This window comes from Kocuria gwangalliensis (assembly GCF_039544365.1).
Lineage (GTDB): Bacteria > Actinomycetota > Actinomycetes > Actinomycetales > Micrococcaceae > Kocuria > Kocuria gwangalliensis.
The window spans coordinates 130,134-150,366 of the sequence record NZ_BAABLN010000008.1; the positions used below are offsets into that span (position 1 = coordinate 130,134).

Annotated in this window: 22 protein-coding genes and 1 tRNA gene; 8 read left to right on the forward strand and 15 right to left on the reverse strand. The window is 65.9% G+C overall.

Annotated elements, in window-relative coordinates:
- Window positions 1-2: 2 nt before the first annotated feature.
- On the forward strand, window positions 3-875 hold the full coding sequence (locus ABEA06_RS03870; RefSeq protein WP_345310617.1) for a lysylphosphatidylglycerol synthase domain-containing protein: 873 nt from the start codon (window positions 3-5) through the stop codon (window positions 873-875).
- On the opposite strand, the gene ribA is transcribed toward ABEA06_RS03870, so the two are convergent.
- The 7 genes from ribA to ABEA06_RS03905 all read right to left on the reverse strand — a co-directional run bounded on the left by ribA (window position 854) and on the right by ABEA06_RS03905 (window position 5,407).
- Window positions 854-2,287, reverse strand: coding sequence for a GTP cyclohydrolase II (ribA, locus tag ABEA06_RS03875; RefSeq protein WP_345310618.1), 1,434 nt, complete (start codon window positions 2,285-2,287; stop codon window positions 854-856). The genes ABEA06_RS03870 and ribA overlap by 22 nt on opposite strands.
- 77 nt (window positions 2,288-2,364) lie before the next feature.
- Complete coding sequence (locus tag ABEA06_RS03880; protein WP_345310619.1) at window positions 2,365-3,000, reverse strand: CDP-alcohol phosphatidyltransferase family protein; 636 nt, start codon at window positions 2,998-3,000, stop codon at window positions 2,365-2,367.
- Between the two features lie 72 nt (window positions 3,001-3,072).
- The gene (locus tag ABEA06_RS03885) at window positions 3,073-3,504 is read right to left on the reverse strand and encodes a protein-tyrosine phosphatase family protein (RefSeq protein WP_345310620.1); all 432 of its coding nucleotides are present in this window, start codon (window positions 3,502-3,504) and stop codon (window positions 3,073-3,075) included.
- 76 nt (window positions 3,505-3,580) lie between these two features.
- The gene (locus ABEA06_RS03890) at window positions 3,581-3,943 is read right to left on the reverse strand and encodes a DsrE family protein (RefSeq protein ID WP_345310621.1); all 363 of its coding nucleotides are present in this window, start codon (window positions 3,941-3,943) and stop codon (window positions 3,581-3,583) included.
- A gap of 81 nt (window positions 3,944-4,024) precedes the next feature.
- Window positions 4,025-4,564 carry a CDP-alcohol phosphatidyltransferase family protein gene (locus ABEA06_RS03895; RefSeq protein ID WP_345310622.1) on the reverse strand — a complete coding sequence of 180 codons (540 nt, stop codon included), beginning with the start codon at window positions 4,562-4,564 and terminating at the stop codon, window positions 4,025-4,027.
- A gap of 29 nt (window positions 4,565-4,593) precedes the next feature.
- Window positions 4,594-5,079: an SRPBCC family protein gene (locus ABEA06_RS03900; RefSeq protein ID WP_303383172.1), complete on the reverse strand. Its 486-nt coding sequence runs from the start codon at window positions 5,077-5,079 to the stop codon at window positions 4,594-4,596.
- Window position 5,080: 1 nt separating this feature from the next.
- The gene (locus ABEA06_RS03905; RefSeq protein ID WP_303383173.1) at window positions 5,081-5,407 is read right to left on the reverse strand and encodes an ArsR/SmtB family transcription factor; all 327 of its coding nucleotides are present in this window, start codon (window positions 5,405-5,407) and stop codon (window positions 5,081-5,083) included.
- A gap of 165 nt (window positions 5,408-5,572) precedes the next feature.
- On the opposite strand from ABEA06_RS03905, the gene ABEA06_RS03910 reads away from it, so the two are divergent.
- Window positions 5,573-6,691, forward strand: coding sequence for a carboxylate-amine ligase (locus tag ABEA06_RS03910; RefSeq protein WP_345310623.1), 1,119 nt, complete (start codon window positions 5,573-5,575; stop codon window positions 6,689-6,691).
- A 10-nt stretch (window positions 6,692-6,701) separates the two neighbouring features.
- Entirely contained in the window at window positions 6,702-7,442 is a 741-nt protein-coding gene (locus ABEA06_RS03915; RefSeq protein ID WP_345310624.1) for a thioesterase II family protein, read from the forward strand.
- 48 nt (window positions 7,443-7,490) lie between these two features.
- Here ABEA06_RS03915 and ABEA06_RS03920 read toward each other — a convergent pair whose 3' ends face one another.
- Window positions 7,491-8,432 carry an alpha/beta hydrolase family protein gene (locus ABEA06_RS03920; protein WP_345310625.1) on the reverse strand — a complete coding sequence of 314 codons (942 nt, stop codon included), beginning with the start codon at window positions 8,430-8,432 and terminating at the stop codon, window positions 7,491-7,493.
- A gap of 139 nt (window positions 8,433-8,571) precedes the next feature.
- Window positions 8,572-9,255, reverse strand: coding sequence for a Crp/Fnr family transcriptional regulator (locus tag ABEA06_RS03925; protein ID WP_345310626.1), 684 nt, complete (start codon window positions 9,253-9,255; stop codon window positions 8,572-8,574).
- Window positions 9,256-9,386: 131 nt separating this feature from the next.
- Between ABEA06_RS03925 and ABEA06_RS03930 the strand changes: the two genes are divergently transcribed.
- The 5 genes from ABEA06_RS03930 to ABEA06_RS03950 all read left to right on the forward strand — a co-directional run bounded on the left by ABEA06_RS03930 (window position 9,387) and on the right by ABEA06_RS03950 (window position 15,604).
- The gene (locus ABEA06_RS03930) at window positions 9,387-9,620 is read left to right on the forward strand and encodes a heavy-metal-associated domain-containing protein (RefSeq protein ID WP_303383065.1); all 234 of its coding nucleotides are present in this window, start codon (window positions 9,387-9,389) and stop codon (window positions 9,618-9,620) included.
- A gap of 80 nt (window positions 9,621-9,700) precedes the next feature.
- Window positions 9,701-11,704 (forward strand): heavy metal translocating P-type ATPase, encoded by a 2,004-nt coding sequence (locus tag ABEA06_RS03935; RefSeq protein WP_345310627.1) that lies wholly within the window; start codon window positions 9,701-9,703, stop codon window positions 11,702-11,704.
- A 98-nt stretch (window positions 11,705-11,802) separates the two neighbouring features.
- Window positions 11,803-12,225: a cupin domain-containing protein gene (locus ABEA06_RS03940; protein WP_345310628.1), complete on the forward strand. Its 423-nt coding sequence runs from the start codon at window positions 11,803-11,805 to the stop codon at window positions 12,223-12,225.
- Window positions 12,226-12,299: 74 nt separating this feature from the next.
- Complete coding sequence (locus ABEA06_RS03945) at window positions 12,300-13,211, forward strand: NADP-dependent oxidoreductase (RefSeq protein WP_345310629.1); 912 nt, start codon at window positions 12,300-12,302, stop codon at window positions 13,209-13,211.
- Window positions 13,212-13,357: 146 nt separating this feature from the next.
- Window positions 13,358-15,604 (forward strand): heavy metal translocating P-type ATPase, encoded by a 2,247-nt coding sequence (locus ABEA06_RS03950; RefSeq protein WP_345310630.1) that lies wholly within the window; start codon window positions 13,358-13,360, stop codon window positions 15,602-15,604.
- Window positions 15,605-16,181: 577 nt separating this feature from the next.
- On the opposite strand, the gene ABEA06_RS03955 is transcribed toward ABEA06_RS03950, so the two are convergent.
- From ABEA06_RS03955 to ABEA06_RS03980, 6 genes are all read right to left on the reverse strand, one after another.
- Window positions 16,182-16,254 (reverse strand) — tRNA-Ala (locus ABEA06_RS03955).
- A 164-nt stretch (window positions 16,255-16,418) separates the two neighbouring features.
- Window positions 16,419-16,835, reverse strand: a complete 417-nt coding sequence (rsfS, locus tag ABEA06_RS03960; RefSeq protein ID WP_345310631.1) for a ribosome silencing factor — start codon at window positions 16,833-16,835, stop codon at window positions 16,419-16,421.
- A gap of 31 nt (window positions 16,836-16,866) precedes the next feature.
- Complete coding sequence (locus tag ABEA06_RS03965) at window positions 16,867-17,793, reverse strand: hypothetical protein (RefSeq protein ID WP_345310632.1); 927 nt, start codon at window positions 17,791-17,793, stop codon at window positions 16,867-16,869.
- Window positions 17,790-18,518: a nicotinate-nucleotide adenylyltransferase gene (gene nadD, locus ABEA06_RS03970; protein WP_345310633.1), complete on the reverse strand. Its 729-nt coding sequence runs from the start codon at window positions 18,516-18,518 to the stop codon at window positions 17,790-17,792. Before nadD ends, ABEA06_RS03965 begins: the two co-directional genes overlap by 4 nt.
- Before the next feature lie 21 nt (window positions 18,519-18,539).
- Window positions 18,540-18,791 carry a hypothetical protein gene (locus ABEA06_RS03975; RefSeq protein WP_345310634.1) on the reverse strand — a complete coding sequence of 84 codons (252 nt, stop codon included), beginning with the start codon at window positions 18,789-18,791 and terminating at the stop codon, window positions 18,540-18,542.
- A gap of 85 nt (window positions 18,792-18,876) precedes the next feature.
- Entirely contained in the window at window positions 18,877-20,181 is a 1,305-nt protein-coding gene (locus ABEA06_RS03980) for a glutamate-5-semialdehyde dehydrogenase (protein WP_345310635.1), read from the reverse strand.
- Window positions 20,182-20,233: the final 52 nt, after the last annotated feature.

The following is a 20,233-nucleotide window of genomic DNA, read 5'->3' on the forward strand; positions in this document are numbered from 1 at the left end:
TCGTGATCACGCGCTGGCTCCAACGAACCGTGCTGGTCGCGGTGACCCTCCTCCTGCTGGGGTTGACGGTACGCGCCGTCGGAACTCAGGCACTGCTGGCGGGGTGGCGGGTATTCTCCCCGCTGTCCGTGCTCGCCGCACTGGCCGCCGGTCTGATCGTCGCGCTGAGTCAGGCGGTCCGCTGGAAAGTGCTGGCCGCCGAGCAGCAGATTCACCTCAGCTTCCGCAGGGCATGGGGTGACTGCTACGCCTCGGCCTTCGCCAACATGCTCCTACCGGGTGGTCTGGGCGGGGACGTCGCTCGGGTGGCCGTCTACCGCCACCGGGGGCGGCGCCGGTGGTGGTCTCCTTTGCTGGCCGTTGGTGCCGAACGGCTCAGCGCCACAGCGTGCCTGTTCATCGCCACCGCCCTTGTCGTGGGCGCGAGCGCGGGGCAGGGCGAAGCGCGGTGGCCGGTGGCGGTCGTGGCTGCGGTTGCCGCCGCGTTGTTCCTGGCCGCAGCCATCGTGTGCTTGCGGGGGGTACCCGCGCGCCGCCAGGTCATCGTGTGGAGCACCTCGGCTCTGAGCGTGCTCACCCTCATAGCGTTGTTCCTCCTGGCCATGGCCCACCTGGGTGGACCGGTTCACGCACCGGTCGCGACCGTGGGATTGGCGTCGATGAGCGTGCCGGTGGGAGTGGGTGGCTGGGGCGTCAGAGAATTCTCGGTCGGGGCGCTGGCACCCGCCATGGGCGTTGCCGCGGATCAGGCCGTCACCGCGGCCACCGGTTACGGGTTGCTCGCGTTCGTGTCCACGCTGCCCGGGGCAGCGGTCCTGGCCCGGGGAGCCCTACGGCGCGCGGCCCAACCCAGCTACCGGGCCTCGGGGCCCTGACCCGCGTTCTGCATGGTCACGTGCCCGGCAGGTTGGGCGGCGGATTGCCCGTGGACCTGGGCGGCGTCGTGCTCTCTGGCGGTCTGGCTGAGCACGAATTCGGTGCAGACATCGTCCTCGAACGTGTACCGGCGGAACGGTGCGCGCAGCGCCTCCCCCATGACGTTCGAGCCTTCGAAACGAACCCCGGGAACCCCGTCCCCGATCAACACCGGTGCCACGGTCAGGAACAGTCGATCCAGCACTCCCGCGGCCAGGAACGCGGACACCGATTTGCCCCCGCCTTCCACCAGGATGGAACCGCTCACGTGTTCCCGCACCACGTTCAGGACCGTTGCGGGGTCCACCGAGGCGCCCCGGGCGCCGTTGGACCCGTTGCTGGTCGTTGCGGACCCCGCGGGAAGCCGCACCACCTCCACGTGCGCGCCGACCCCGGAAGGTACTCCGACGCCTTCGTCGACCAACCACAGGGTCCGCGCATCCGGGGACTGCAGCACGCGGCTGCACACGGGAATCCGGGCTCGCGGATCCAGCAGCACACGCACCGGGTTTTCCCCCTGCACGGCCCGTACCGTGAGCTGCGGATCGTCCCGGGTGACCGTGGTGGCCCCCACCAGCACCGCGTCCACCGCTGCGCGTAACCGATGCAGGTGCGTGCGGTCGGCCTCGCCGGAGACAAATTCCGCGTCCCCGCCACGGGCCGCAATGAAACCGTCCGCGCTCTGGGCCAATTGCGCAACGATCTCCGGGTATTCGGCCAGGGTCCGGTAGACCGGGAAGGTGTCTTCCTGCACTGAGACTCGGCCGGCCAGCGGGTCATGACGCATGCGCTGGCGCTTGGTCTGCAGGTAGTGGGAGTTCTCGGGCCGGTCCAGAACCGGCAGCACCACCCGGTCCGCCACCGTAATACCCAGGCTGGTCAAAGCTTCAGCCTTGGCCGGGTTGGAGGACAACAGGCGAACCATGGGCACCCCCAGGTGCCTGAGCATCTCCGCGGCCGCGGTGTAATCCCGGGCGTCGTCCGGCAAACCCAGCGCCCGGTTGGCGTCCACGGTGTCCATACCGTCATCTTGGAGCGCGTAGGCCCGCAGCTTGGCGGCCAAGCCGATTCCACGGCCCTCATGGCCGCGCAAGTACAACAGGATCCCCGTGCCCTCCGCGGCAATGGCCTGCAGGGCCGCCTCCAGCTGATCCCCGCAATCGCAGCGGTGTGAACCGAGGGTGTCGCCGGTGAGACATTCACTGTGCATCCGCACGATCGGCGCCTCGGCCCGAGCCGGATCCCCCATCAGCATGGCCACGTGCGTGACGTCGCCAAACGTGTAGGCGCACGTGGTGAAGACGCCATGGTCGGTGGGCAGCACGGTCCGAGACTCGAGCACGAGTGCGTAATCCTGTTCTGACTGATGCATGCGTTTCAGTCTATGGTCAGCACGCCGCCGGACGGGCCACGGAATTGCCCGCGGTCGCGTCTGTGTCGCGGGCCGGTTCAGGCCCCGGAGTGGCCGCCGCGACCTTCCAGCCACACGATGTCCCGCCCGAACGAGTACAGCACCGACACCACCGCGGCCGCGACACAGAGCACCCCGAACGGCGGCACGGCCACCGCAATGGGTGTGCCCGCGGCGAGCAAAAGGATTCCCTGTGCGGCAGCGATCACCCTGCGGCTCAGGGATGCGGGCAGCCGCTGCCGCCACGCTGGACGGAGGGCGGCCACCAGGTGGAACACGTAATACATCAGCCCCGGGATCAGACACCACGGCCCCCACAGGGCAACGAGTCCCACGGACAGAATGAGAATGAACAGCGCGTCCACGGTCTCGTCGTACAGAGCACCGGCGCGGGTGCTCCCGGTGCGACGCGCAATTTTTCCGTCCAGGCCGTCCATGGCCAGGGCCGTTCCACCCAGCGTGACGGCGGTCCAGGAAAACCCCGGACCCTCGTCGGCCAGGAACAACGCCGTGACGATCACGATGAGCCCGAGCCTGAACGTGGTCAGGTCATCCGCGCGGGTCCACGGATCACGCCGCAACAGACTCCGCGCGGCACCGATCACGGCCACGAGAGCACACACCACGACGCCGGCCAGGTCCGACGAAAGTAACCCGGCGATCGCCACGGCCATGATGAGAACCAGAAGAGGAAGCGCTCTCCACCGGACCGGACGACCCTCATCATTTCCCATGGGCCCAGTTTGTTACAGGAGCTCAGCCGTCCGCTTGAGCCACGCTGTCTGAGCGCGAGTTTCCACGGCACGCGGGTGATAGTGCGCACGAACCCAGGCCACGGCGTCGTCGGCGGCCACCCCGCTCATCACGGCGAGCAGGGCAATGGCCGTTCCCGTGCGACCGACTCCCCCGCCGCACGCGATCTCCACGCGCTCGGACACCGCCCGTTCATGGGCTTCGCGCAGTGCCGCCACGGCGTCAAGGGTGTGCGCAGGAACACGGAAGTCCGGCCACTCGACCCAGCGATACGGCCACGCGTGAATGCGGGGGTTCTTCCGCAGTAAATAGACCGCGAATTCCGGCGCCTCCATTCCCCGCCGACGCCGCCGCACTCCGGTCCCGCGCACGGCCCGCCCGTCCGGGAACCTCACGACACCCGCTCCGGTTTTCCACGCGCCCATGCGTCAAGCGTAGGTGCTCCGCGATGGGCAAACCCACCCACGGATCGCGAGATGGCCCTTCACTGGACCAGTGCGCTCAGAAACTGAACGTGGCGGTGCAATCATCGCCGATCCATTCCCACAATTGAACGGTTCCGGCGACTTTCGCATTGTCCACGAGTGCATCCGGATCCACGCCCTTGGCCTTGACGCAAATCCCGCAGGCAATGTAATGCCCACCGGCGTGGGCGAATCGATCCATGAGGTCGGGCAATGGTGGGCATCCTTCGCACGCCGTGCCCTTCGCGAAACCGGTGACGGCCAAGCGGACCGCTTCTTTGGTCAAGAAAATAAGTGTGTCTCGGCCTGATTCTGCGGCACCGACGGCGACCAGGAAAGCCACCGTCACTTTCTCCGCGTCCTCGAGGCCAGTGGTGAGTGTGATGGCTGCCTTGGTCATGATGCCCTCCAGAGGGCTGACGAGATCCCCCGTGAATCCCTATTTACAAGTATGACCCCTCGTGATAGTGAGTCAATGGCATCAGCGCTCCTGGGTATCGCCCCGACGTGCCGCCCGAATGTACCTCACGCCGGCGAGCACGTGCAGACCGGCGCCTAGATCCGCCAGGGCACGGGGCATCCTCCCCAGCCGGCCTCGCTTCCCCGGACCTGCCGCCGCCACCAGTGCGACAAAGAGAATGGCGCTGCGCACCTTCCCCACAGAGGAGACGCGGAGCTGGCCGCGATAGGCGGCCTTGGACGTCAGCAGGGCTGTGGTGATGTCCACGATGAGTACCGTGATGGGAACGCTCCGAGGTAACTGCCCCGCCCGTGCGAGGCTCCACGCAATGGCGGCAATCCCCGCGCGGTCCGCGAGGGGATCAAGCGCCGAGCCGAGCACGGATTCCCAGTGCATCCGGCGAGCTAACTGGCCGTCCACCCAGTCCGTAGCGGCCCACGCGGCAACACCCACCGCGGTTCCCACGCCGGTCCGCCCGCTTCGGATGCGCCGAACCAAGGGAACGGTCGCAACGAGCCGAACGGCGGTGAACACATTGGGTAGCTGGTGGGTGATGCGCATGAGGGGTACAGGCCTTTCCGGTCCGGTGATCAGGCAGTCAGGAATGCGTCGATCTGATCGATCGACGAGGTCGCTCCCTCCTCCATACCCATGTCGAGGACCTCCTGCAAGGCCCCGGCGGAGGCGAACACCGACACGTACGTGGCGCGGACACCTTCTCCTGTCGATTCGAATAAGTAGCTGCACTCGGACGCGGGCAGGCCCTCGGCCGGTTCAAAATTCTCTGTCGCGAAAAAATCCTCGAACGTGAACCCGTTCGGCCGATCCACCCCCGTGATCCGCCACAGACCCGGGTACTTCTCCCCCTCGGGGCTCGTCATGAAGTACTTGGTGGTGCTGCCTTCCGTCAGTTCGTGTTCCACGAACGTGGCCGGGTAGGTGGGTGGTCCGAACACTTTTTCGAGCTGGCGGGGATCCGCGTACAGCTCCCACAACCGTTCCACCGTTGCGGAGAATTCCGCGACGATCGTGATCGAATAAGCGTCTACGTCTTTGGTGACCTCGATAACTGGCATCTCAACTGTCCTTCAATAGTTCGTCGATGCGGTCGATGCGGTCTCGCCACACCTGCTCGAACTCGTCGAGCAGTGCTGCCACGGATCGTACGGCCTGCACGTCACCGCGTGCGTGCTGTTCGCGACCCCGGCGCTGTTTGATCAGCAACCCGGAGCGCTCCAGAACGGCAACGTGTTTCTGTACTGCCGCGAACGACATGTTGTAGTTCGCGGCCAGAGCCGAAATCGACTGCCCCTCGGAGAGCACACGGCGGAGGATGTCACGCCGCGTGCGGTCCGCAAGCGCATGGAACAACCTGTCGGTGCGCTCCTCTGTGATCTGGCTCATAATGTCAATTTACAACCGATTGGTTGTACATACAAGAGCCCAGCAATCCCATCCCGCCACCGAGAACCGAATTCCACCGGTGGATTGACGACCGGACGTTAGACTGCGGACCGATCCTTCATCCGTTATTGAGCCCGCTATCGGGAGATTGTGGGGCTACGTATCGTGACCACTTTCGGTATCGAAGAGGAATTCCTCCTCATGGACCGCGGCACGCAGCTGCCCGCGACACCCGCCCCGCAGCAGGCCGAAACCCTGCTCGCCATTGCTGCCGGCGGCGGCAAGGCCACGCCAGAATGGCTCACCTGCCAACTCGAGCACACCTCCCCCGTGTTCAGTGACGCCGCCATGGCGCTCGAATCACTGGTGAGCTTTCGGCGCGAACTCGCCGCCGTGGCCGGGTCCATGGGCTTCGACGCCGCGGCGACGGGTGCCGCACCCGACATTGCCGTGGCAGCCGCCCAGATCACCCCCGGCGATCGCTACCACCGGTTGGCGGGCATGTCACCAGCCATCGCGGCGGACCAGTACCTCAACGGCATGCATGTGCACATTGGGTTGGACACTCTCCACGACGGCGTGCAAGCGCTCAACGGCTTGCGCCCGTGGCTGCCGCTCGTGGTGGCCTTGGGCGCCAACTCGCCCATCTGGCGTGGCTCCGATAGTGGATTCGCCTCGTGGCGTTCCATTCACTACCGCCGGTGGCTGGCCAACGGCATCCCCCCGCAGTTCGACAGCCTGGCCGATTACCGGGCCCGGCTGGATGCCCTCCTGCGTTTCGACGTGGTCGAGAGCCCCAGCACCCTGGCCTGGCTCACCCGTATTTCTTTCGCCCACGGCACCCTGGAAATCCGAGCGTGCGACGTTCAGCTCGAAGCCGGGGACGCCGTGGTCATTGCCCTGCTCATCAGGGCGTTGGTGCGAATGGCCCTCGACACTCCGGTCCTCACCCGGATACCGCCCGAACTGTTAGAGGTTGCTACGTGGCAATCGGCGAAATTCGGCCTGTCGGGTTCCCTCATGGACCCCGCCACGGGAACACAGAAGCCCGCGGCGGATCTTCTGCATGAAACTCTCGAGCGACTCCAGCCGTACTTCGAAGGTGCCGAGGACCGGTCAGTGGTGCAGCACGGCCTGGAGCGCGTGCTCTCGCACGGCACCGGCGCCGAGCGCCAGCGCCGAGCCATGCAGGGCGGTGGCCTGAGCGGACTACTGACCCACGCATACGCGTCATTGACGGCCCGCCCCGACCTACCCGGTGTGCTTCCCGCCGCACGGTGCTAGCGTGCCCACCATGGCTACCGATAACGTTCTTGCCCGCTGGGTGACGCCCCAGGGGGTCCCGCAGCGCCGTCTCGTGTTCTTTCCCCACGCCGGTGCCGGCGGGTTGACGGGGCGCTCGCTGGCCGCCCACGACGTCGAGATTCTCGCCCACCGCCGCCCCGGTCGGGAAGCGCGCATGGCCGAACCGGCCGCGGCATCCGTGGGGGATGTGGTGGACGAGGCCACCGCGGCATTGCTACCGGTTCTCGATTCCGATGAACTACCCACCGATGTGCTGGGGCATTCCTTCGGCGCACTGCTCGCCGCCGAATTCGTGACCCGCATGGAGCGCGAACGCCCGGGTCGTGTCCGGCGTCTTGTGGTGTCCGCCAAAGTACCGCCGCCGGACCCGAGCCCCGAGTTGGCGGCCGCGCTGCATGACGATCACGCGCTGGTTGAGTGGCTCGTGGGCCTGGGTGGCACTCCCGCCGAGCTCTTGGAAGACCCGGGAATGCGCGCCATGGTGCTCGACCCGCTGCGCGCGGACCTGACCGCCTCCATGAACTACCAGGGGGAACCGGCCCAGCTGAGCACTGCGCTGTTGGTGGTGGCAGCGGACGGCGACACGACGGCCCCACCGAGTGCGGTGGAGTCCTGGAGTACGTTCACCACGGGCCCGGCGCAGGTGCTTCGACTGCACGGCGGGCACCACGCACTCTTTGACCAGTCCGAGCTACTGCACGCGGCATTGCGCGAACCGGGCGCGAATTAATCCCCCACCGGGTCTGTGAATCCGCCACCCGGGTAGAGCACGCGGTTCTCAGCGGTCTTGCTCGACCGTTTTCATCAGGTCATCGAGAATACGCGCGTCCGGCATGTTGTAGTGGTTGCGACCGGTCAGCAGCTGAAGATCGACTCGTTCAAAGCCTTGGTCGTCGTAGAATGCCGCGCCGGACTCGGCGGCACTCACCGCATCGAACGGGGCCGATGTGGTGGAGCCGTCGTCCTCCGTGCCCGTGACCCACCACAGGGGCATGGTCTCCAGCTGGGACTCGGTGGGGTCCGTGGTGAGGCCCTGGGGGGCTCCTCCGCCTCCGACCAGCGCTGCTCCCCCGGTCACCAGCTGCCGGGGTCCGGCGAGAATTCCGTAGCTGAGCATCTCGGCGCCGCCGGAGTACCCCATCCAGGTGATGCGGTTGCGGTCCACGGGGTAATCCTGCAGGATTCGGTCGTTCACCAGGGACGTCAGCCAGTCGCGGTTGCCTTTGAGGTCTTCCCACCAGGTGGGGGCTCCGGTCTTGTCGGGGCTGCGGGGCACCACGAGCAATGCGTTGTGGGATGCAGCCACGGCGGCCAGGCACGTTACTCGGCCACTGGGATCGTGGTATTCCCGGGCGCCGTCGCCATGCAGGTGCATCACCAGCCCGACAGGCTTATTCGTGTCCACGCCTCCGTCAATCACGTGATACTGCCCCGTGAGACCGTTGTGAGTGAAGGTCTGCGCCATCTCCCCGAGCTCGCCCGCGGCGGAGTAGGTCGTGCCGGCCCGGAAGCTCGCGTCGATGATCTGTGTGGGTTCGGCGCGTGGATCATCGGCCGCAAGACCGTAGGTCGTGCAGCTGACGGCGCTGGTTTCCTCGTCCGGGTCGAAGGAGAACAGGAGGGGGGAAAGTACAGTCCCCAGCGCCAACAACAAGGCTGCGCCCAGCGCAACACGGGATATGACAGAAAGGGAGCCGTCCCCCGATTGACGGGTCGGCATGGGCTGATTCTATCGGGATCAGGGTGCGCTGCGTGAACGGGGCGCGGCTCATCCCCCGTTAGTCACCGAAGCTACGCCTCCGACCCTGATCCCGGGTCGGGAGCGGGCTGCCGCTAAGGCCTGCGAGGGTGGTTGCGCGCTATCGGGGTGTGGCTGCGCGCTCGAGTGCATCGACGTCGAGGATCGTAACGTCACGGCGCCCGTGCAATTCGATGACACTCGCCGCGGAGAGCGCGGCGAGCCGGCGGCTCAGAGTCTCGGGTGTGGTGCCCAAGTAGGCGGCGATCTCCCGCTTTGGCATCGGCAACCTCACGGCGAGCACTCCCCCTTGCATGCTGCCGGGTAGATCGAGTAGGTAGGCCGCGACACGGGCGCTCACGTCGTTGGAGGTGACCGCGGCCAGTAGCCGTTCGACGGATGAGAGCCGGTCGGACAAAGTCCGCATCATGCGCTGACTGATATCGGGATAGTCGCGCAGCAGAGTGGCAAGGTCCCCGTGGTCGAAGACGCACATGTGGCTGTCGTCGAGCGCGACGACGAACTCGGTCGGGCGGTGGCCAGTCAGTAACGCCCGTTCTCCCACGACATCACCGTGAGTCACAGTGCGCAGGATTTGTTCTTGGCCGTTAGCGGCCATGTGGCTGACCTTGAGCTGCCCGCTATGCACCACGAGTAGACGAGACATCGACTCGCCAGGCCCGTAGACCACCTCGCCCTTCTCGACGCGCTGAGGGCGGACGAACTGCGCGACGTGTAGCTGTTGGTCGTGGGTGAGTCCCTGGAAAATCGGGACGCGAGTGACACACAAATCAGCCTCGGGCATGGTACGAGCCTATCGGAACCGGCGCTAACGGCACCGCAGCCCGTACTTGATCCGCGTCAAGGAGTTCCGAACGACACGAATCTATCGTGAAGGTTGTTCATAGAGAACATCACAACGAAAGGAAAAACGCCATGAACGCCTCCACCACCACACGCACTGTTCTGCGCGCACAGGGGTTCTCGTGCCCGTCCTGTGTGGCCAAGATCGAGAAGCAGGTCGGCCGCCTCAAGGGCGTCGAGAACGTGTTGGTCCACTTCGCCTCCGCGCGCATTGAAATCGACCACGACCCTGAACGCGTCTCCGTTGACGATCTCGTCGCCGCTGTTGGCAAGGCCGGCTACACGGCCACCCCCTCGGCGTTCTAAAGAATCAAACAAAGCCGCGGCCCTGTCCCACCCACTCTGTCGGTTCGCCGGCACACAACGCCGAAAGGTCGTACCCGAAAGTGAACAAGCTCCAGAAATGGGTGTACGGGAACTGGTCGGTTCCCGTCGTGTCCGGTGTGTTCATCATCATCTCGTTCGCCATCCAGTGGCTGGGCGGAGGGGTGGCCAACATCGCCGTCGGCCCCCAGTGGTGGGTCGACGCCGGCGCCCACGCCACCCACACCGGCGGGGCATTCGTCCTCGGAGACGTTTTCATGTTGGCTGCCGCCGTGGTGGCCGGCTACGGGATCGTGGTGAAGGCTGTTCGTGCGGTGATCGCCAGGGTTATCGGCATTGACTTGCTCGTGTCGGTCGCCGCGATCGGCGCGGTCATCATTGGTAACTTCTGGGAGGCCGCAGCGGTCACGTTCCTGTTCGCGATCGGCCACGCGCTGGAAGCTGCGACCTTGAACAAGACACGCTCGGCGCTGGCCGAACTCGTCGCCGTCGCCCCGGACTCCGCGATCGTGGTGCGCGAGGGTGAGCAACAGGAGATCCCTGCCGCGCAGGTGAGAATGGGCGAGATCGTGCTGGTCAAGAACGGTGCGAAAGTGCCCGTGGATGGCCAGGTCGTGTCCGGAACCGGGGCCCTCGATGAGGCCTCCATCACCGGCGAGTCGATCCCGGTGGAGAAGACCAAGGGCAGTCAGGTTTTCGCGGGGACCGTCTCCCGGGGCGGTTTCCTGCAGGTGTTGGCCACCGGCATCGGCGCGGACACCACCTTGGCCCGCATCATCCACCGGGTGGAGGAGGCCCAGGACGCTAAGGCGAGGACTCAGGCATTTATCGACCGTTTCTCCCGCTGGTACACACCGGCCGTGATGGTGCTGGCGCTGGTGGCCGGGCTGATCTCCGGTGACGTGGTCCTGGCCTTGACCTTGCTGGTCATCGGCTGCCCTGGCGCCCTGGTGATCTCCATTCCGGTCGCGATCGTGGCCGGCATTGGGCGCGCCGCCCGCAACGGCATCCTCATCAAGGGCGGGGAGTTCCTGGAGACCTCGGCGAAGATTTCCGCGGTTGCCGTGGACAAGACCGGTACGCTCACCGAGGGCCGGCCCCGGCTGACCGATGTGGTCGTCCTGGACCCCGTGCTGGGGCGGACGGAGGTGCTGCGCTGGGCGGCAGCCGCCGAGGCCGGTTCTGAGCACCCGCTGGCCCGTCCCATCCTGGAGACGGCCCACGCCGAGGGAGTCGGCGCGCAGGGCGTCCCCGGCGCCGTCACCCCGGTCCCCGGCAAGGGCATCGTGTCTGAGGTCGATGGTCGTGTGGTGCTGATCGGCAACCCACCGCTGCTGGAGCAGTACGGCATTGTCGAAGCCGCCGCCGAAGCGGCCCGGACAGCTCAGCAGCTGGCCACCGAGGGCAAAACGCCCATGATCGTCGCGGTCGACCAGACGGTGATCGGCGTCGTCGCCGTCGCCGATCAGATCCGCCAGGATGCACCCGAGATGGTCGCCCGCCTGCACCGGGCCGGCGTCGAGAAAGTGGTCATGCTCACCGGGGACACCCGGCTGGTGGCCGAGGCCATCGGGAAAGCCACCGGGATCGACGAGATCCACGCCTCCCTGCTGCCCGAGGACAAGCTGGACGCGGTCACCCAACTCCAGCGTCAGGGCCACACGATCGCGATGGTCGGTGACGGTGTCAACGACGCCCCGGCCCTGGCCACCGCGAACATCGGCGTGGCAATGGGCGCTGCGGGCTCGGCCGTGGCCGTGGAGACCGCGGACATCGCCCTGATGGGTGACAACCTCCTCAAGCTGCCCGAGGCCATCGGTCTGGCCAAGCGGACCGTGTCGGTGATGCGGCAGAACATCGCGATCGCCCTGATCACGGTGGTGTTGCTGCTGGCCGGCGTCTTCGCCGGCGGGGTGACCATGTCGATCGGCATGCTCGTCCACGAAGCCTCCGTACTGGTGGTCATTGCCAACGCGATGCGACTGCTGCGCAACACCGCAGGCTCCACGACCATGTCGAAGAGCGCGCGGACCACCCCGCAGGCAGCCGAGCAGGTATCCGCCTGATCTCACCCGCGTGACAGCGGGCCCGCGGCACCTGGCGCACCGGGCAGTTCAAAGGCCTCAACAATCCAAACCAATACATGAACTAGAGGAGATCAATCATGAGCGGAAACAACTTCACCCTTGGAGACAACCTTGAGCACTTCACCATTGCGGACGTGGCCAGGAACAACCCCGACTTCAGGAAGGTGCTGTGGACCGGTGCGCACGCCCAGATCGTGGTCATGACCATTCCGCCCGGCGGTGAGATCGGGGACGAGGCCCACGAACACACCGACCAGATCCTGACCTTCGTCTCCGGAACCGGAGAAGCCGACCTCAACGGCCACACGCACCCCATTGATGCCGGTGACCAGTGCGCGGTACCGGCCGGTGCCCAGCACAACTTCCGCAATACCGGGGACCAGCCGCTGGTGCTGTACACCATCTACAGCCCACCCGAACACGCTGCCGGCGCCGCATTTGCCACCCGGGAGGAGGCTGACGCCGCCGAAGCGGCCGGTGAGGACGAACCCCGACCCTGACACCCACCGTCCCGACGAAACTCGTGCGGGACACCGAAGCCCCCACCCAGCCCAGATCCGAAGGAGACCCATTCATGTCCAAGGTTTATGTGTTCACCGACTACGGCGGGCCCGAGAACCAGCAGCTGATCGACCGACCCGCTCCCATGCCCGGGCCCGGGGAGGTGGCCATCGAAGTACGGGCCGCCGGCGTGAACCCGGCGGACTGGAAGATCCGGGAAGGCCACCTGGGGCGTCACTGGAGCCTGCCGGCGCCGATGGGACGCGAAGCCGCCGGCGTGGTCACTCAAGTCGGCGACGGAGTTGAGGACTTCGCCGTGGGCGACGAGGTGCTCGGTCTGGTGGCACCCGGGCAGGGAGGGATGGCCGAGCACACGCTGCTGCGCGCCTCCACGACTGTGGCCAAGCCCGAGGAGATCTCATTCACCGACGCCGCCACCATCCCGGTGGCCGCGGCCACCGCCTATGACGCCACCCACCAGATCGAACTCGAACCGGGCCAGACCCTGCTGCTGCTCGGAGCCGGCGGCGGAGTGGGACTGATGGCCGCACAGATCGGTCGCGTACACGCGTTCACCGTCATCGGCGTGGCCAGCGCAACCAAGCGGGAACTGGTCGAATCCACCGGTGCCGTGTTCATCGAATCCGGTCCGGGCGTGAGCGACCGGGTGCGGCAGACCATCCCCGACGGGCCCGACCTGATCGTCGACCTCGTGGGCGGCGACCCGCTGCGCGCCGTCGCGGGCTTGGTGCACGACCGAACCCGGATCATCTCCGCAGCCGATCCAGAGACCGCAGTCGAGCTGGGCGGCCGGGCCCTGGAACGCACAAGTGAGGCCATGGGGAAGATCACCGACGTGATCCAGTACGGACTGGTCGACCCCCACGTGCGCGCCCAGTTCGACCTCAATGAAACAGGTCAGGCGATCGCCGCCGTGGAGACCGGGCACGCCGCCGGGAAGATCACCGTGATCCCCCAAGACTAAAATCCGGTCCACAGAGACCGGCGGCGGGATTACAACAGCGAGCGCTACTGCCTCTGCTGCGACGAGTGCGGATCCCTGGGGACGCCGCACCAGCACAGTACGCGAGCTGACGACCGAACGATCCACGCACGACAGGAGCACCTGATATGACCGAGCCGAACAACCGCGATTTCGGTGGCGCCGGCCGTCCCGAAGAACATATTGATACGGGCGAACGCCCCGACCAGAACACCCTGCACAAGGCCGCCGCTCACGACTCACACGAACACGGCGAACACGCCCAGCACAACGGTCACATCATTCACTCCGAGCACAACGCAGCCGGCGGCCACGGCGGCCACGGGGACCACGTGGCGAGCTTCCGGCGTTTGTTCTGGATCATGCTGGTCCTGGCGGTGCCCACCGTGCTGCTCAGCGGCATGTTCGCCGACCTGGTCGGTTACACTCTGCCGAACATTCCTGGCCTGGGGTGGGTGGCTCCGGTGTTGGGTACGGTGATCTACGTCTGGGGAGGGCGGCCGTTCCTGACCGGCGCGGTCAGTGAGATCAAATCCCGCAAGCCGGGAATGATGCTGCTGATCGGCATGGCGATCACCGTGGCCTTCGTCGCTTCCTGGGGCGCGAGCCTGGGTTTGATTTCCCATGAGCTGGACTTCTGGTGGGAGCTGGCCCTGCTGGTGGTGATCATGCTGCTGGGCCACTGGCTGGAGATGCGCTCTTTGGCTCAGACCTCCTCCGCACTGGACTCCCTGGCCGCCCTGTTGCCCGACGAGGCCGAGAAAATCGACGGCGATCAGGTGATCACGGTCCCCGTGGCGGAGTTGGGAGTCGGTGACATCGTCATCGTCCGCCCCGGCGGGCGCATCCCCGCCGATGGTCAGGTCATCGACGGCACCGCCGACGTGGATGAGTCCATGATCACCGGGGAGTCCAAGGCGGTGTCCCGCACCGCGGGAGACGACGTCGTAGCCGGCACCGTGGCCACCGATAATGCCCTACGGGTCCGAGTCTCCGCCATCGGCGAGGACACCGCTCTGGCCGGTATCCGGCGTCTGGTCGCCGACGCCCAATCCTCTGCCACCCGCGCCCAGCTGCTGGCCGATAAAGCAGCGGGATGGCTGTTTTGGTACGCCTTGATCGCCGCGATCATCACCGTGACCGTGTGGTTTATCATCAGCACCCCCGATTTCGCCATTGTCCGGGCTATCACCGTCCTGGTCATTGCCTGCCCCCACGCCCTGGGCCTGGCCATCCCGCTGGTGGTCTCCATCTCCACCGAGAGGGCCGCCCGCGGCGGCGTTCTGGTCAAAGACCGCGGAGCACTGGAACGCATGCGCACCGTCGACACCGTGCTGTTCGACAAGACCGGCACCCTGACCAAAGGCGAACCGGCGCTTACCGAGATCACCACCACCGCGGACTACTCCGAGACCGAGCTGCTCGCCCTGGCCGCGGCCGCGGAGTCCGACAGCGAACACCCCCTGGCCCGCGCCATCGTGGCCGCCGCCAGGCACCGAGACCTACGGGTGCCTCGTGCCTCGAACTTCCGTGCCTCCACCGCCGTCGGGGTCTCCGCGACCGTCACCGGCCGGCGGATCGCCGTGGGCGGACCTGCCCTGCTCACCGAGAACGGTCACCAGCCCCTGCCCGCCGCACAGCCGTGGGCCGAAACCGGCGCCACCGTGCTCCACGTGCTCATCGACGGCCAGATCGCCGGGGCCGTGGCGCTAGCTGACGAGATCCGTCAGGAGTCCCGCGAAGCCGTCGACGCGTTGCACGCGCTCGGTATCCGGGTAGTGATGATCACCGGTGACGCCGAACCCGTCGCTCGGTCCGTGGCCGTCGAACTGGGCATCGACCAGGTCTTCGCTCAGGTCCGCCCGGAGCACAAGAGCGAAAAGGTCCTTCAGCTGCAGCGCGATGGCCGCACCGTGGCCATGGTCGGCGACGGCGTCAACGACGCGCCCGCCCTGGCCCAGGCGGATGTGGGCATCGCTATCGGCGCCGGCACCGACGTCGCCATCGCTTCCGCCGGTGTCATCCTGGCCTCCGATGACCCCCGCTCGGTGCTTTCGGTGATCCAGCTGTCGCGGGCCGGGTACCGCAAGATGAAGCAAAATCTGTGGTGGGCCGCGGGATACAACATCGCCGCTGTTCCCCTGGCCGCCGGGGTCCTGGCCGGCATTGGGTTCGTCCTGCCCATGGAGATCGGTGCAATCCTCATGTCGGTCTCCACCATTGTGGTCGCGGCCAACGCCCAGCTTCTGCGCCGCCTTGACCTCAGCCCCGGGGCGAGCACCACAGCCGCCCACGGCGCCCCGAAAATTAACCAATCCCGTCGCCGCGCTGAACCGGTGGGACACCACGAGGAAGCAACCGACCTGCGCTCATGATGAGGGGCGGTGGGCAGGGCTATACATGTGCTGTTCGAGGGCAGCGAACAGTGGTACCAAATGCGATCGAAAAGTTACTTCTCACGCTTGTCTCCATTCGGTAACGAGAAGTCTTCGCTGTTGGACGTGACGAATGCATAGGGCTGTTGCGCAAGATCGACATTTGCAATGGCAGTCGCGTACAACTCGATCAGCAACGCATCGGCAACACTGTTGCGCGAGCGGTGAAAGGGAGCATGTTTCGCGAGACCGCGTTCAACGACCGCGTGATGTTCCGAGTCGATGTCAGCGCCAATCCACCGCAATGTTCAACCTCGGGACAGTCTTCCTGATCACGGCGTACCGACTAGGAGTATCTCGTGTTCAAGCCGATCAACCACCAGGCGTTCCACACGGGCACGAAACGACTCGGAATACTTTGGGGGCAGGTGTCCGATCCTCTCGATAACGGACCAGAACGAAACCCAGGACGGTTCATGCATCGAAAACGCCCGCAACTACCAACCCCTCGGACAACAAAAAACCCGGACCCCAAAAGTGGTCCGGGTTGTTACTGATCTCCTCAGAAATCACGATGTGGAGCTAAGGGGACTCGAACCCCTGACCCCCTGCATGCCATGCAGGTGCGCTACCAGCTGCGCCATAGCCCCGTGCTTTACCTCGAAGACTTTACCACAGTCCATACAACCAACCGATGCCGGTTGTCCGTGTGCTTTCCGTGGCATTCCTCGTGGGCAACGCATTTATCCTAGACAGTCGTTCACCCGCCGTGCAAATCGGGTGTGCCGCATCGGGCCGCCCGGATACCGGGCCGTTATTCGGCGTGCGAGGCGCCCGGAGCGGCGTCGCCGTTCGAGGTGGAGACCTGCTCGGGAAGGTTCAGCGAGATCTTGGGGCTGTCCCCCCAGAGACGTTCCAAGGCGTAAAACGCACGGTCCTCGTCGTGGAGCACGTGGATCACGATGTCGCCGAAGTCGAGCAGTACCCAGCGGCCCTCGCCGCGACCTTCGCGGCGCAGTGGCTTGACCTTGTGCTCCTGGATGAGCTTGTCCTCGATGGCGTCGACCACCGCGGCGACCTGCCGCTCATTCGGGGCGGACGCGACCATGAAGGCGTCGGTGATGGCCAGGGCGTCGCTGACGTCGAAGGCCACAATGTTCTCGGCCTTCTTCTCGTCCGCGGCCAGGGCGGCGGTGCGAATGATCTCGACGGATTCGGGAAATGCAGTCACAGAGGGGTGAGTCCTTTCAGAGACTAAAGCGTTAGAGCACAAAAATGATGAGCACCGCGATGAGCGCGGCGATGACCAGGAACAGAAGCACGAGCAGCGGCACCAGGGCCCAGGATCGTTGTTTGTAATCCTTGGCCTCGAGCAGGTCCAGGCCCTGGGCGTCCACGGCACGAACGGGTGTACCGGGGGCGCTGACCGATTCCGACGGTCTGGGATCGGGATCGAGGGACTCATTTGACGGTAGGGCCTCCGGTTCCGCCTCCGCGTTGTTCCCGGACGACGCCGCCGGCGCGGGTTCTTGCCGCCGCTCCTGCGCGCCGTCAAGGGCCGTATCGAGCGCGGACGCCACCGGAACCACACTGATCGTCACGGTGTGCGGATTCGATGCGGCAGCAAGGGGAGAACTAGGGAAGTGCCCGGGATCAACCCGCAACGGGTCCGCGGCCAGGGACGAACCCACGGTGGCCGACTCGGGGAAGGATACCGTGATGGTCTCCTCCCCCGCCGCGGGATTGGGCTCTGCCCCCGCACCATCACCTTGTTCAGCGTCACGGGCCCGCAGGGCGGACTGGGCATCCTTGCGGTCCTGCTCGTTGGCCGCGGCCGCGCGCAGGGCGAGTTCCGCAAATCGTTGCTGCTTCAGCAGCAGGTCTTGATCCACTGCCCCGGCGTTCGATTGCTCGGCCTCGTGGATCTCCTGGGCGTGCTCGGCCATTTCCCGTTGCAGTCGCGCCAGCCGACGCGGCCCCAACGGCCTGACCGGACCGGTTTCGGTGGGGCCGTCCAGGTCGATCACCGGTGCCGGTCCGGGCACCCGGGGAACCTCCGAGGTCCACGGAGCGACCGTCGACCCGGATTCTCCGTGCGAGGTCTCCAGGCTGGTCTCTTCGATCGCATCCGGTTCCCGTGCTTCCCCAGGATTCGGGCTCCTGTCCTCTTCGGACCGAGGCTCACTCACAACGTGCTCCTGGTGGTTTCTCGGGGTCCGTTCTCGGTATCGCGGTCAACCGCGAGAAGGGTGGTCGAGGTGTGCTCATCGTGGACGTAGAGACCGTACTTGTTGATGTACTGAACCACACCGTCCGGCACCAGATACCAGACGGGCTTGTCCTCCTCGACACGAGCGCGGCAGTCCGTGGACGAGATTGCCATGGCGGGAACGTTCAGCAGGGACACGCTGGACGACCCCCTGGGTGCGGTCAGCTCGTGTCCCGGCCGGGTGACACCCACGAAATGGGCCAGATCCCAGAGCTCGTCCGTGCCCTTCCACGTGAGGATCTCGCCCATGACGTCCGCACCGGTAATGAAGAACAACTGGGCGTCGGGGCGTAGCCGCGACAAATCGCGCAGCGTGTCGATCGTGTATGTGGGCCCCTCGCGATCAATGTCCACGCGGGACACCGTGAAGCGCGGGTTCGAGGCCGTGGCCACCACCGTCATCAGGTAGCGGTGCTCCGCGTCCGAGACCTGTTTGCCGGCCTTCTGCCACGGTTGCCCGGTGGGCACGAAGACCACTTCGTCCAGGTCGAACACGGATGCGACCTCGGAGGCCGCCACAAGGTGTCCGTGGTGAATGGGGTCGAAGGTGCCACCCATCACGCCCAGCCGGGTCTTACCCGGCTGGCGCGGTGGGATGTGCAGCTCAGTGCCCTCTGCGACGGTTGAGGAAACGTTCGAATTCACGCAGTCAGTGTTGCCGGAGACTCAGTGCTGACGCGGCGAATTGAGGTCGCTGATCATGGCGCGCTCATGGGCGGGCAATTCCGCCGGATCCTCGTATTCGCCGACCTCCGGGCTCTTGCCGCGGGACGAGAAGGAAACCGTTGCAATCAGCATGAGCACGAACAACATGAACGCAATCACGCCGAACATTTCCGTGGGGATGGGCAGTTCGTTCACCACGTGATGTCCGCCCTCTTCGGCGGACAGGGCGGCGTTGTTCAACAGGTGCAACATGTCTGTGCGGTTTCCCTTCTGCTACCGGGCGGTTCCGGTGTCAACAGTGCGATCCGCCCCGAGGCGGTTGATTACATGGTACTTGTCAGGAGCGCACGTGGCCGTCACCCTGAACAACCCACTTGGTGGTGGTCAGCTCTTCCAAGCCCATGGGACCGCGGGCATGCATCTTCTGGGTGGAAATACCGATCTCGGCGCCCAGACCCAATTGGCCGCCGTCCGTGAAGCGGGTGGACGCGTTGACCATTACGGCCGCGGATTCGACTTCTGCGACAAAACGCTCCGAATTGGCCAGGTCATTGGTCACGATGGCCTCGGTGTGGCCGGTCGAGTACTTGGCAATATGAGCCAAGGCCTCGCCCACGGAATCCACGACCTTGACGGCCATGTCCATGCCCAGGTACTCGGTCTCCCAGTCCTCCTCGGTGGCCTGGAAGTGCTCGGAACCCGGGGGCAAAAGCTCGGCAGCCCGCTCGTCCACGTGCAGCTTCACACCGGCCTTGTCCAATGCGGCCAGCACCCGCTGACCGGCCTCCGACTTGGAGTGCAGCAACAGCGTCTCCGCGGAATTGCACGTGGAGGTGCGGTGCGTCTTGGAGTTGAGCGCGATCTTCTCGGCCATTTCCGGGGTGGCGGACTCGTCGATGAACACGTGCACGTTACCCTCGCCGGTCTCAATGACCGGGACGGTGGCGTTCTTGACCACGGACTGGATCAGCCCACGGCCACCGCGTGGAATCAGCACGTCCACCTTGCCCCGGGCACCCATCAGGGCGTTCGCGCCGTCGCGACCGTAGTCATCCACCGTTTGCACGCAGTCCACGGGCAGCTTGGCGTCGGCGAGGGCGTCACGCAGGATACCCACCAAGGCACGGTTGGATTCCAGGGCGGCGGAACCGCCGCGCAGCATGGCGGCATTACCGGACTTCACGGCGATACCGGCAATGTCCACAGTCACGTTCGGGCGGGCCTCGTAAATGACACCCACCACGCCCATGGGCACGCGCATCTGGCGCATGCGCAGTCCATTGGAGAGGGTCTGCCCGCGCACGATCGTGCCCACCGGATCCGGCAGTGCCGCCAATTCACGCAGGGAATCAGCGAGCCCCTTGATGCGGGCGGGGTCCAGCTTGAGGCGGTCCAACAATGCCGACGACGTCTCGTTTTGTCGTCCGCGTTCCAGATCCTTGCCGTTCGCCTCCAGGACCACGTCCTGGCGCTCCTCGATGCGCCGAGCCATGAGCAGCAGCGCGCGGTCCTTCCACGCGCGGGGGGCCCGCGCCAGCCCGCGAGCTGCCTGGCGCGCGTCGTCAGCCATGAGCCCGACGCCCGCCACGGGGTCTGCCCCAAATGTTTGCTGCGCGGTCAGTATTGACGTGTTCTCGGCCAAAATTCCTCCTGGATGTTGGTCGGTTCGACGCCCGGGGGCGCCTGTCGTGTCA